Raw genomic sequence first — 12,797 nt, forward strand, 5'->3', positions numbered from 1 at the left:
ATCATGGCCGCAGCCACGCAATTTGCGGGGAGCGCCAAGCCGAGAGGATGCCATGCGTCGACGCGACATGTTCCGGGCCAGCCTTGCCGGTGCCGCCGGCCTGTTCGGGCTGAGCCGGGCCGCCGCCGCTGAAGACAGACCGAAGGTCGCCTATCACCTCAGCGACCTCGATAAGGTCAACTTCGTGCTCGGCAACATCAAGAACCACTATGAAGGCACCGGCGGCAATGTCGACATCGTGTTGGTCGTGCATGGTCCGGCCCTCGCCGGCTTCAAGTCGAAAGGCATATCGGCGGCGATCTCGGGACGCTTTGCCGGCCTTGTCCAGCAGGGCCTTGAGCCGCATGCCTGCGGCAACACCATGCAAGGCATGGAGATCACGCTTGCCGACCTGCTCGAGGGCTTCCACGCCGCCGACAAGGGCGGCGTGGTCAAGCTCGCCGAACTGCAGCGCCAGGGCTACGCCTATCTCCGGCCCTGAGCCGCCACGGGCTTGAACGTGAAGGCCATGAGAGCCTACGAAGGGTGGCCAAACAGCCCGAAGGAAAGTGCTCATGACCGCGACCACCCTCGTCATCCCCGATCTTGCCGGCAAGGCGGTGCTGGTCACCGGCGCTTCGACCGGCATCGGTGCCGCCCTTGCACTGGCCTACGCCGCCCAGAAATGCCGGGTCGCCCTGCACTACAATTCGAGCCGGGAGGCCGCAGAAACGCTGGCCAAAAACATCCGCGACAGCGGCGGTGAGGTGTTCCTGACACAGGGCGACTTCTCACAGGCAGCCGATGTCGAGCGGGTAGTCGAGGAGAGCGCCGAAACATTCGGGCGGCTCGACGGGCTGATCAACAATGCCGGCGGCATGCTCGGCCGCGTACCTTATGCGGAGCAGACCGAGGCGCACTACGACGCGGTGATGGACCTCAACGCCCGCTCGGTGCTGACGGCCTCGCGCAAGGCGATGCCATGGCTGAAGAAGCAGGGCGGCTTCATCGTCAACACCTCGTCGATCGCGGCGCGCAATGGCGCTGGCGGCGGCGCCGGGCTGTACGGTTCGGCCAAGGCCTTTGTCTCCAATGTGACGCGCGGCATGGCCAAGGAACTGATCGGCTTCGGCATCCGCGTCAACGCGGTGGCGCCGGGCACCATCGCGACACCCTTCCATGAGCGCTATTCCACCGACGAGCAGATGAAGGGCATGGTCGCCACCATTCCTCAAGGGCGTGCCGGCACGGCCGAAGACTGCGTCGGCGCCTATCTATTCCTGTCCTCCGATCTCCTGAGTGGTTACATCACCGGCCAGGTGATCGAGGTGAACGGTGGCCAGTTGATGCCGTGAGCCGGCAATTGCATACTGCGTCTCGCAACCATGCATGTCGTGCGCACGTTTGCTGAGGTTGGAAGAAAGGGGAGAGGCAATGTACGGATTGATCGGAAAGATGCGGGCGTCGCGCGGCCAGCGCGACGCGATCATGGATGTGCTGCTCGCCTCGACCGGCGCCATGCCGGGTTGCCTGAGTTATGTCATCGCCCGCGACCCGGCCGATGCCGACGCGATCTGGGTGACCGAAGTGTGGACCGACGCCGCAAGCCACAAGGCTTCGCTGCAGCTGCCGGAGGTCCAGGCAGCGATCGCCAAGGCCCGGCCGATCATCGCCGGCTTCGAATTCCAGGTCGAGACCCATCCGGCCGGCGGTTTCGGCCTGCCCGCCATCAAGAACGAGTGACATCCCAACGCGGGGTCGGGGTCGTGAATTTCGTCCGAGACAGCGTTCGCATTTTTCTCTTCCAGGTCTAAGACCCAAACATGGACTCTTCGCCAGACCAACCGGCCGTCGAACGCATGGCACGCATGCGTCCGGTTCGGCAGTGGCTGGTGCTGCTGATCGTCTCGCTGCTGTTCGCCGGCGCGCTGGAATACGCCGCACTGCCGGCGGCGCTGCTGATCGGCCCGATGTTGGCGGCGATCCTTGCCGGCACCAATGGCGCCACGGTGCGCGTGCCGCGGCCGCTGTTCGCCGCCGCCCAGGCCTTGGTCGGCTGTCTGGTCGCGGCGTCGATCTCCACCGACATTTTTGCGGTGTTCTACAAGGAATGGCCGCTGGTCCTTGTCGTGGTGCTGGCGACCCTTGCGGCGTCCAGCCTGCTTGGCTGGTTGATCAGCCGCTGGCGCATCCTGCCCGGCACCACCGCGGTCTGGGGCTCGTCGCCGGGTGCTGCCACTGCCATGGTGCTGATGGCCGGTGCCTTCGGCGCCGATCAGCGCCTCGTCGCCTTCATGCAGTATCTGCGCGTCATCTTCGTCTCGATGACGGCAGCACTCGTCGCCAAGATGTGGGTCGACACTTCGGGCATCGAGGTACCAGCCATCGTCTGGTTCCCGCCGATCGAACCGGCAGCCTTTGCCGCCACGCTCGGCGTGGCGCTGGTCGGCGGCCTGCTCGGCCGGTTGTGCCGGCTGCCGTCACCCTTCTTCCTCGGCACCTTCATCATCGGCACCATCGTCCATCTCGGCTTCGGCGCGGCGATGCAATTGCCGCCATGGCTGCTGGCGCTCTCCTATGCGATGGTCGGCTGGTCGATAGGGCTGAATTTTACCCGGGCGATCCTGCGTCATGCGACACGGGCGCTGCCGCAGATCGTCGGCTCTATCGTCGTGCTGATCGCCTTTTGCGGCGGGCTAGCCTGGCTGATCAGCCACGTCCTTGGTATCGATCCGCTGACCGCCTATCTCGCGACGAGCCCCGGCGGCATGGACAGCGTCGCCATCATTGCCGCCGCCGCCCAGAACGTCGACATATCCTTCGTCATGGCCTTGCAGTCGGCCCGCTTCCTGGTCGTGCTCATCGCCGGGCCGAGCATAGCGCGGCTGGTGGCGAGAGCCGTCAGGGACTGAGATTCAAATATGCAGGGAAGAGGAAAAGTGCCCATGAACCGTCGTGTGAATGCCGTCGATCTCTCAGGCCGGGTCGCCGTGGTGACCGGCGGCGCGCAAGGCATCGGCCTTGCCGTCGCCCGGCGACTGCTGTCATCGGGTGCCAGCGTCGCCATCTGGGATGTGGACGAGACCGCCATGGCGAAGGCCGTTTCCGAACTCGCCCCGCTCGGCCGGGTCGAGGGTTTGCTGTGCGATCAATCGCTGATCGAGGCCGTCGACAGCGCCGCGACGGAAACCGAGCGCTCGCTTGGTCCGGTCGATCTGCTGGTAAACAATGCCGGCATCGCCGGACCGGCAGCGACGGTGGCGGATTATGATCCTGCCGCCTGGCGCCAGATAATCGACATCGACCTCAACGGCGTCTTCTACTGCTGCAAGCGCCTGGTGCCCGGCATGATCGCGCGCAGCTACGGCCGCATCGTCAACATCGCCTCGGTCGCAGGCAAGGAAGGCAATCCGAATGCCGCCGCCTATTCCGCCGCCAAGGCCGGCGTGCTCGCGCTGACAAAATCGCTCGGTAAGGAACTGGCCGGCCACGACATCGCCGTCAACGCGCTGACCCCATCGCCCGCCCGCACCCGCATCCTCGAACAACTCACTGAGGCCCAGGTCGCCTACATGCTGGGCAAGGTGCCGCGAGGCCGGTTCGTCGAAGTCGAAGAGGCGGCTGCGATGATCGCCTTCATGCTATCGGACGAAAATTCCTTCACCACCGGCGCGACCTTCGACCTGTCCGGCGGCCGCGCCACCTACTGAGAAGCAGAGCTATTCCTCGCTGTCTTCGTTATCGCCGTCGGCCGCGAAGGACTAATTCAAGAGCCGCCCAGCGTCGCGGCAAGCCGGTCGGGAAGGAAATCGACGAAGGCGCGAACCTTCGGCGACAAATGACGATTGGACGGCCACAGCAACCGGAACTGGCCGCGGCCGTCGACATGGTCGTCCAGCACCGTGCGCAGCAGGCCGTCACGCAGCGCCTCGCGGACCAGGAAATCGGGCATCGAGCTGATGCCGAGCCCGGCCATCGTGGCGCCCTTCAGCGCCTCCGTGTTGTTGCAGGTCAGCATCGAGCGGACCTGCGGCTCGGCGCTGCCGCCGATGAACGGCCAGCCTTGCAGCTTGCCGCTGTTGGGAAAGCGGAAGCGGATGCCGTAATGGTTCACGAGATCGTCCGGACCGCTCGGGTTGCCGTGCTGCTCGATATAGGAGGGTGCCGCACACAACAGCAGCCGGAAGGGTGCAAGCGGCCGCGCCACCAGGCGCGAATCCGGCAGGTCGCCGCTCCGGATCGCGATGTCGACGCCTTCGTCGATGAGGTCGACGATGCGGTCATTGAAGTCAATGTCGAGTTCGATTTCGGGATAGCGCGCCATGAACTCCGACAGCACCGGGAACAGCAGGTGATAGGTCACGATCGGCGTCGAAACGCGCAGCCGCCCATGCGGCGTTTCGCGGCTCCGCGACAGCATCGCCTCGGCATCGTCGATGTCGTCGAGGATGCGCCGCACCCGCTCGTTGAACAGCTTGCCCTCTTCGGTCAGGCCGATGCGGCGCGTGCTGCGCTGAAGCAACCTTACGCCGAGATCCTGCTCGAGCCTGGCGACGCTCTTGCCGACGGCCGATGCCGAGATGCCGAGCGTGCGGCCCGCAGCGATGAAGCTGCCGAACTCAGCCGTGCGGGCAAAGGCCAGGAGCCCATTGAGGCGTTCCATCGGATCTCTCCATTCGAGCGTTTTGGTCCGATATATCTGGAGATTTAACACTATTTTTCTCGAAGTGTCGCGGGCCTATCTTCGCATTACGACCGGCGCAGCAAGTTTGCGGCAGGCCGGCGGATCCTGGTTCAGATAGGAAATCCATGACCTCGAAGACCACAAACGGCGCGGTCGCGCCATGGCTTGTCCTGTTGTCGGTATGCCTTGCCGCCATGACAATGCCCTTGACCTTCACCGGCCCGGCCGTCGCGCTTTCCCGCATTGCGGCCGACCTCGGCGGCAGCCCGATCGCGCTCAACTGGGTGACCAACGCCTTCATGCTGACCTTCGCCGCCACCTTGATGGCATCAGGCGCGCTGGCCGACAATCATGGCCGCAAGCGGCTCTTCCTTGTTGGCCTCGCCACCTATGTGCTGGCATCGCTGGGATCGATGTTTGCCCCTGATATCGTCTGGTTCGATGTGCTCAGGGCTGCGCAAGGGCTCGGCAGTGCCGCCGCCTTTGCCGGCGGCGCCTCCGCTCTTGCCCAGGAATTCGATGGGCCATTGCGGCTGCGCGCCTTCTCCTTCCTCGGCACCAGTTTCGGCATCGGCCTCGCTTTTGGGCCGATAGCGTCGGGCCTGCTCATAGATGCTTTCGGCTGGCGATCGATCTTCGTCTTGGTGGCAGTGCTCGCGATTGCAGCCGCTTTGCTCGGCCTGCGCACCATCAGGGAATCGCGCGATCCGGATGCGACCGGCCTCGACTGGGCGGGAGCCGGCACCTTTACGATCGCGCTGGCATCGCTGACCTACGGCATGCTGCAAGCGCCGCAGAGCGGCTGGACCGATCCCCTGGTGATCGCGCTTCTCGTGGCGGCCGCCCTTTGCTTTGCCGCTTTCGTCGTCGTCGAGCGGCGCGTGCGCCGGCCGATGCTCGATCTCTCGCTGTTCCGCTTTCCCCGCTTCGTCGGCGTCCAGTTCCTGGCGGCCGCTCCCGCCTATGGCTTCGTCGTCCTGCTGGTGCTGTTGCCTATCCGCTTCATCGGCATCGAGGGGATGAGCGAGATCAAGGCGGGGCAGTTGATGATCTGCCTGTCGGGACCGCTGTTGATCCTGCCACTGCTCGCCGGCCAGGTAGCGCGCTGGATCGCTCCGGCAACGATCTGCGGTGTCGGCCTGCTTGTGGCCGCCGGCGGCCTTGTCTGGCTGAGCCTGACACCGCCTGTCGTCGCAGCGCTGGTGGCGCCGCTGATCCTCATCGGCGTCGGCATCGCCTTGCCCTGGGGGCTGATGGACGGACTTGCCGTCGGCGTCGTGCCGAAAGAGCGTGCCGGCATGGCGGTCGGCATCTTCAACACCACCCGCGTCGCTTGCGAAGGCGTGGCGCTGGCGATCGTCATGGCAGTCCTGTCGGGTTTCACGGCAGCCCAACTGGCGGCTCAGGGAACGGCGTCTTCCCTGGATGCAACCGCCGCCGCGCAGCTGCTGGTGACCGGCAACATCGGCGAAGCGGCAGCCCGCTTGCCGGGTGCCGGAGCCACGGTCCTGGTCCAGGCCTATGAGATCGCGTTCGACAGGCTGCTGATCGTGCTGGCGGCAATCACCATCGTCACCGCCCTTGTCGTCTTTCTCGGCTTGCGCCGTGGATCGGCGGTGGAACACGAGACCATTGCTCTGCCGGTTTGCCAGGAAGGGTAGCTGAGCCGCGTCAGGAGATGACGAGGCTCGCTATGCGGTGGCCGTCGAGCACGAAGGTCATGTCACCCTCACCGTTGAAGCCAAAGCCTTTCACGGCAATGCGGACGCGGTAGCTGCCCTCGACCTCGGCGATGCGGACAATGCGAAGATTGGACTTCACGCCGATATTATCCGACTGGTTCCAGCGCTCGATCTGCTGGCGGCCTTGGAAGGACCGCCCCCAGTCGGTCAGGGACGCGTCGGCTGTGAACGTGTGGAGAACGGCTTCGCTATCACCCGCATTGGTGGCCTCGATAAAGCGGCGGATAGGTTCGGGTGTGGTCATCAATCGAGCCGGTGCATCAGATCATCATCCAGCCAGCGGCCGAAGAAATAGACCAGCTGTTTGTGCCACCATGGCCAGTCATGACTGACATCGCCGCCCCAAAAGTCGACCCAGGCGGGAATGGATTTGTCGCGCAGGATCTGTTCCAGCCTGCGGGTCTCGACCAGCATCCGCTCTTCCCAGGCGCCCTGCCCGCAGCAGAAGATCATCCTCAGCGCCTTCAGCCGGGCAAGCAGTTTTGGGTCTACGATGCCGGGCAGATAGTCGAGCGGCGAATTGTAGAAGATATCGCCTTCCAGCGCCTTGCCGAAGAAGTCGCCCGCCGAATAGACGCCCGACAGCGCGATGACGCCGCTGGCGAGTTCGGGAAAGCGAAAGACGAAATTCGTGGAATGATAACCGCCCATCGAACAGCCGGTGAACAGCGGCTTTAATTTGCGCCCGCCGTTGGCTTGCTCAGCGGTCGCCAGAAACTCCGGCAGCGCCTCCTCGCGCACATATCGGAAATAAGCCTCATGGCGACCGATGCGGTGCGCGGCGCCGGCATGCTTGTTGAAGAACGATTCCGAATCGATGCCGTCGACCGCGAACAGCTGGATGCGGCCGGTATCGATGAATTCGGCCAGCGCTCCAACCCCCCCGGAATCCTCGAACTGGTAGAACCGCCCCTGCGACGTCGGGAACACCACCACCGGCCGGCCGGCATGGCCGTAGCGCTTGTATTCCATGTCGCGGCCGAGATTGCCGGAGAAACCCTTGTGATAGGAGATGTCCATCGCGTTCAAGCCTTTTCCGCGTGGATGTAGGCGACGGCCGCGCGCAGTGCTGCTTCGTCTTTCGAGCGCATCTGGTAGGCATAATTTCCCATGGCGCGGCTGAAAACCTCTTCAATTGGCTGATGATGGACGATCTTGTCGCGATGCGCGGCTATCACGTCCTCATGGCTGTGCAAATAGTCGAGGCGCCGCTTGCGGCTGGCATAGGCGGTGAAATATTTGCCCTCGTAAGGCCCGCCGGCGGCATCCTTCACCACCATGTCCGCCCAGGCCGCGTAGACGTCGATGTCGAACGTGTAGTTGATCGCATCGGTCATCCAGGCGCCGGGCGGCCGCATGTTGACCTCAAGCGCGATGACGCGGTCGTCCTTGGTTTCGAACAGCTCGATGTGGAAGAAGCGCTCGCGCACGTCGAACGCTTTGAGGATCTTGCGGCCGGCTTCTTCGATCGCCGGTCGGACCTTGGGAAAGCAGGTGTAGCTCATGTGGCGGTCCTTGTTGACCACTTCCATGATGCTCTGGTCGTAGCGGTGGCTGGCCGCCAGCACCACCTCGCCGTCACGGTTGACCAGCCCATCGAAGGTCACCACCAGCCCCTCGATGAACTGCTCCATGACGAAGGTCACGTCCTCGGGCTTGTCTCTGAAGAACTGGTCAAGCTCCCTGGCGTTGGAAATCTTGAAGGTGTTCGAGGCGCCGGAACCGGAATCGGGCTTCACCACCACGGGATAGCCGACGCGGCGGATGAAGGTCATGGCACCGGCCCGGTCGGAGCATTTGCGCTGGGCGATGGTGTCGACGCCGCTCTTGCGAAAGAATGCACGCATGCGGCTCTTGCGCTTCAAATTCTTCACGAAATCGAGCTTGGTTCCGTAGATGTTGAAGTCGGTGCGGATGTTGGCCTCCAGCTCCAGCCAATGCTCGTTGAGTGACTCGAAGCGCTCGATCCGGCCCCATTTGTGGATGAAATGACCCATGGCCCGGAACACCGGATCGTAGTCCTCCATGTCGGCGATGCGGTAATATTCCGACAGGGCCACCTTCAGCTTGCCGTCCAGCGCCTCATAAGGCGCATCGCCAATGCCCAGCACCGTAGCGCCGGCCTTTTTCAGCCGGTCGCAGAAATCGGCGCCGTTGGCGGGAAAATGCGGCGAGAAGAAAACAAAATTCACGGATGATCCCTCCGACGGCGAAGCATTGCGGGCTCGGCTACACGCAAGTCTGGCGCATTTGCCGCGCATGGGGAAGAGTGCTCGCGAGTGGTGGAATGGCAGCCCACTTGCCTGTACATGGCGGCTCCTGTATGAAACCCGCCATGAACACGCGCGTCTCCTCCGTCGCTTCCCGTCCGACCGGCTTTGCCGGCGAGACCGTGCGCGCGCTGGCATCGACCCTGCTTCTTCTCGGCCTTATCGGCGATCGCCGGGTTCGCTGAAGGAGCGCCCGGCGGTCGAACCGCCGCTTACGCGCACGCTCCTTGGCCAGTTCAGAAATTGGCAATTCACATCAAGCGAACGAAAATCTGATAAGGCGCTGCTCGCCCTGGAATCCGTCCGAAGACCGATCCGCGAGCCGCCGGGAGAACAAGACGATGAACGCACGAGAAGACATCCGCGCCGGCGAAGCCGAAAGCGTAAAACGCGCGGCCGGCCACATGCCGGGCGCGGCCCGAAAATACCAGCCCTACCCGACGGTCGGTCTCACCGACCGCACCTGGCCCAACAAGGTCATCGACAAGGCACCGGTCTGGTGCTCGGTCGATTTGCGCGACGGCAACCAGGCGCTGATCGATCCGATGGGTCATGAGCGCAAGGCGCGCATGTTCGCCCTGCTGCTCGACATGGGTTTCAAGGAGATCGAGATCGGTTTCCCCTCGGCCTCGCAGACCGATTTCGATTTCGCCCGCTGGTGCATCGAGGAAGGCAATGTGCCGGCTGATGTTTCGCTACAGGTGCTGGTGCAGTGCCGTCCCGAACTCATCACCCGCACCTTCGAATCTCTGAAGGGCGCCACCAACCCGATCGTGCATTTCTACAATTCGACCAGCGAGTTGCAGCGTCGCGTCGTCTTCGAGAAGGATGTCGGCGGTATCAAGCGCATCGCCACCGACGCGGCCAAGATGATCACCGACATGGCGGCCAAGGCCGGCGGCGGTTATCGCTTCGAATATTCGCCCGAAAGCTTTACCGGCACCGAGCTCGAAGTCGCGCTGGAGATATGCAACGCCGTCACCGAGATCGTGAAGCCGACAGCCGACAACAGACTGATCATCAACCTGCCGTCGACGGTCGAGATGTCGACGCCCAACATCTATGCCGACCGGATCGAATGGATGTGCCGCAACCTGGACGACCGCGAGAACCTGCTGATCTCGCTGCACCCCCACAACGATCGCGGCACCGGCATCGCCACCACCGAGCTCGGCCTGATGGCGGGTGCGGACCGCGTCGAAGGCACGCTGTTCGGCAATGGCGAGCGCACCGGAAATGTCGACATCGTGACGCTGGCGCTCAACATGTACACGCAAGGCGTCGATCCCCATCTGGATTGCTGCGACATCAACCGGATGAAGGACGTCTACGAATATTCCAACCAGCTGAAGATCTCCGAGCGCCATCCCTATGTCGGCGAACTCGTCTACACCGCCTTTTCCGGCTCGCACCAGGACGCCATCAACAAGGGCATGAAGGCCTTGAAGAAGGCCAACACGCCGGTCTGGGAAGTGCCCTATCTGCCGATCGATCCGGCCGATGTCGGACGCAGCTACGAGGCGATCATCCGCATCAACTCGCAGTCGGGCAAAGGCGGCATCGCCTATGTACTGCAGGCCGATTACGGCCTCAATCTGCCGCGCAACCTGCAGATCGAGTTCAGCCAGGAGATCCAGGCGATCACCGACGCCGAAGGCAAGGAAGTGCCGGCAAAACGCATCCATGACCGCTTTATTGAAACCTATGTCGACCAGCCCGGCGCACGACTGAAGTTCCTCGACCATCACACCTATCCCGATACCGAGAAAAAGGGCCGGCGCGTGGTCGAGGCGGTGATCCTCGACAACGGCAAGGAGACGACAATCGCCGGCTCCGGCACCGGCCCGATCGACGGCTTCGTCGATGCGCTGTCGCGTCATGTTGGCGTCGACATGTCGGTGCTTGATTATTCCGAACATTCGCTCCAGCGCGGCTCGAACGCCTCGGCGATTTCCTATGTCGAGATGGAATATCCCGGCGGCAAGCTGTTCGGCGCCGGCATCAACACCAACATCGTCGCCGCCTCGCTGGAAGCCGTTGTTTCGGCCGCCAACCGGATAATCGGCCGCAAGGCCGGCTGATATTTTCCCGGGCGCCGAATGTCCGCGGCGCCCGGAAATCCCCCATTTGCCGAGGGAAATTCCGGTCTTTTGTGTCAACCACCGGCAACTATCCGGTGTGTTACGCGATCGCATAACATAAGCATGCTTGTATGGAAGTGCAGGCTCTATATGATTGCGCCTCAACCTGTGCCGACTTCGAGAGGATCGACACTTGCAGCATGCCACGCCTGCCGCCCCCGCAGTGCGCGAGACACTGGAGCGACTGCTCGCCAGCGAAACGTTCGGACGTTCCGAGCGCGCGCGCAAGTTGCTGCGCTATCTTGTTGAGCGCGAGCAGGCCGGCGAAGCCGACAGGCTCAAGGGTTTCTCCATCGCCATGGACGTCTTCGGCAAGGACGGCGATTTCGATTCGTCGACCGACGCCGTTGTCCGGGTGCAGGCAGGCCGGCTGCGCGAACTTCTCCAGCATTATTTCGCCAATGAAGGCATAGCCGAACCGGTTCGCATTGCCATTCCGCGCGGCGGCTACGTGCCGTCCTATGAGCTCAACGCCATACGCCTGCCGGTTGGGCAGGAGCCGCTTGCGGCGGCGGTAGCCGCCTTGCCCGGATCGCCCGACCAGGCGGCTCTTGACGCCGTTCCCGCTGCCGCGACAGCTTCGGGGGTTACAGAACCTGGGCCTTCGCTGGCGCGCCATCTCCAGTTCTTCTGGGTCGCCATGACGCTGGTCATTCTCATGCTGGGCGTGCTCATCCTGCGCCAGGGCAGCGGCGCATTGCTTGCCAGCAGCGATCCTACCGCGGTGGTCGAGACCGCGGGCGCAACGAGCAGCATCGCATCGCCGTCGATGGAGGCCCTGCCCCTCGTCTTCATCGCGGTGAAGGCCACCGGACCCGAGGCCGGCCGCGTCGCCGCTTCGCTGCGCGCCGGCCTTGCCGGTTTCGACACGATCGACTTCATCGGCCGCGACGCCGACAGCAAGCGCGATCCGAGCACCGACCCGACCAGCTTCGTTTTCGATGTCCTGCCGGGACCAATGGCAGGTGACGTGACGCTCGAACTGCAGAGCGTGGCGACCGGCCGCGTGCTTTTGTCCCGCAGTCTGACGGTCGCCGACAGCGCACCTGGCACCGTCGAGGATCGTATCGCCGCCATCCTCAGCTCGACCATTCCCGCCTCCGGCCCGCTCTACAGCTACATCGAACAGAACGGCATTCAGACCGGGCTGACGAGCTGCCTGATCCTCAACGACAGATACTATCTCGACCAGAGCACCAGGACGCACGAGGCTGCCTATCGCTGCCTGGACAACCTCGCCGGCCAGGGTGCGAAATCGTCCTTGGTCTATTCGGAACTGGCCTCCCTGACCCTTGAGGCCGCCACCGATCATTACGCCTATCCGCCTGGCGCGACGGTCGATCAGGCAATGTCTTTCGCCCATCGCGCCATCCAGATGGGACCGACCAGCCCTTATGCGCACCGCGCCTATGGCTACCTCAACTCGCGCCTCGGCAACACCGAGGAATCGATCCGCTGGATGCGCAAGGCCTATGAGCTCAACCCCTACGACCTCGGCATGGCTGCCGCTTACGGCTATGGCCTGATCTTTGCCGGCAAATATGCCGAGGGAACACCGATCCTGACCCATGCCGTCGAGACGTTCAGCGGCCATCCGACATGGTGGGATTTTGGGCTTTTCGCCGGACAGTTCATGCTGGGCGACATGAACAAGGCCGCGATAGCCAGCGAGTCGCTGCGCACGACGGCGATGAAATCGCATTATCTGGCGGCGCGGCTGATCGGCGCCAAGGCTGCCGGCCGCGAACAGCTGGCAGCCAAGCTTCTGGATGAGCTGACCACCAAATTCCCGAAATTCGCCGCCGATCCGCGCGCGGCCTTCGCCGAGCGCAAATATCCCGCCGATCTGACCGACCGGCTGGTTGAGGCGCTGCGCGCCGCGGGCCTAGGCAACGCCAGCTAGTCTTTCCGGATCGCGAAAACTTTACTGGCCATCGGTCTGGACTGGGAGCAATCCAGCCTCGATTCGAATTTCCTCTCC

At 63.5% G+C, this 12,797-nt stretch carries 12 protein-coding genes; 8 read left to right on the forward strand and 4 right to left on the reverse strand.

All coding sequences use genetic code 11. The features are described from left to right. The first annotated feature begins 52 nt into the window (after positions 1-52). From ACYG97_RS16330 to ACYG97_RS16350, 5 genes are all read left to right on the forward strand, one after another. Positions 53-481: a DsrE family protein gene (locus tag ACYG97_RS16330; protein ID WP_023686179.1), complete on the forward strand. Its 429-nt coding sequence runs from the start codon at positions 53-55 to the stop codon at positions 479-481. Positions 482-554: 73 nt separating this feature from the next. Continuing rightward, entirely contained in the window at positions 555-1,334 is a 780-nt protein-coding gene (locus ACYG97_RS16335; RefSeq protein ID WP_023686180.1) for an SDR family NAD(P)-dependent oxidoreductase, read from the forward strand. Positions 1,335-1,413: 79 nt separating this feature from the next. Beyond that, positions 1,414-1,722 (forward strand): putative quinol monooxygenase, encoded by a 309-nt coding sequence (locus ACYG97_RS16340; protein WP_023686181.1) that lies wholly within the window; start codon positions 1,414-1,416, stop codon positions 1,720-1,722. 80 nt (positions 1,723-1,802) lie between these two features. Beyond that, complete coding sequence (locus ACYG97_RS16345; protein WP_023733382.1) at positions 1,803-2,891, forward strand: AbrB family transcriptional regulator; 1,089 nt, start codon at positions 1,803-1,805, stop codon at positions 2,889-2,891. A gap of 45 nt (positions 2,892-2,936) precedes the next feature. Continuing rightward, positions 2,937-3,689, forward strand: coding sequence for an SDR family NAD(P)-dependent oxidoreductase (locus ACYG97_RS16350; protein WP_023733383.1), 753 nt, complete (start codon positions 2,937-2,939; stop codon positions 3,687-3,689). Between the two features lie 56 nt (positions 3,690-3,745). Here ACYG97_RS16350 and ACYG97_RS16355 read toward each other — a convergent pair whose 3' ends face one another. After that, entirely contained in the window at positions 3,746-4,642 is an 897-nt protein-coding gene (locus ACYG97_RS16355; protein WP_023733384.1) for a LysR family transcriptional regulator, read from the reverse strand. Between the two features lie 146 nt (positions 4,643-4,788). Between ACYG97_RS16355 and ACYG97_RS16360 the strand changes: the two genes are divergently transcribed. Continuing rightward, positions 4,789-6,324 (forward strand): MFS transporter, encoded by a 1,536-nt coding sequence (locus ACYG97_RS16360; RefSeq protein WP_023691628.1) that lies wholly within the window; start codon positions 4,789-4,791, stop codon positions 6,322-6,324. 10 nt (positions 6,325-6,334) lie between these two features. Here the strand turns inward: ACYG97_RS16360 and ACYG97_RS16365 are convergent, their stop codons facing one another. The 3 genes from ACYG97_RS16365 to ACYG97_RS16375 are packed head-to-tail and all read right to left on the reverse strand — an operon-like array spanning position 6,335 to position 8,597. Continuing rightward, positions 6,335-6,649, reverse strand: a complete 315-nt coding sequence (locus ACYG97_RS16365) for a nuclear transport factor 2 family protein (RefSeq protein ID WP_031262101.1) — start codon at positions 6,647-6,649, stop codon at positions 6,335-6,337. Further along, the gene (locus tag ACYG97_RS16370; RefSeq protein WP_023733386.1) at positions 6,649-7,425 is read right to left on the reverse strand and encodes an esterase family protein; all 777 of its coding nucleotides are present in this window, start codon (positions 7,423-7,425) and stop codon (positions 6,649-6,651) included. The genes ACYG97_RS16365 and ACYG97_RS16370 overlap by 1 nt, the downstream gene beginning before the upstream one ends. A gap of 5 nt (positions 7,426-7,430) precedes the next feature. Continuing rightward, entirely contained in the window at positions 7,431-8,597 is a 1,167-nt protein-coding gene (locus ACYG97_RS16375) for an ATP-grasp domain-containing protein (protein WP_023686186.1), read from the reverse strand. A 482-nt stretch (positions 8,598-9,079) separates the two neighbouring features. On the opposite strand from ACYG97_RS16375, the gene leuA reads away from it, so the two are divergent. Together leuA and ACYG97_RS16385 are read left to right on the forward strand one after the other, a co-directional pair. Then, positions 9,080-10,756, forward strand: a complete 1,677-nt coding sequence (gene leuA, locus ACYG97_RS16380) for a 2-isopropylmalate synthase (protein WP_023733387.1) — start codon at positions 9,080-9,082, stop codon at positions 10,754-10,756. Positions 10,757-10,949: 193 nt separating this feature from the next. Then, a complete protein-coding gene (locus ACYG97_RS16385) occupies positions 10,950-12,719 on the forward strand; it encodes a tetratricopeptide repeat protein (protein ID WP_023733388.1) in 1,770 nt (589 codons plus the stop codon). Positions 12,720-12,797 lie beyond the last annotated feature (78 nt).

The organism is Mesorhizobium sp. W067 (genome assembly GCF_054719525.1).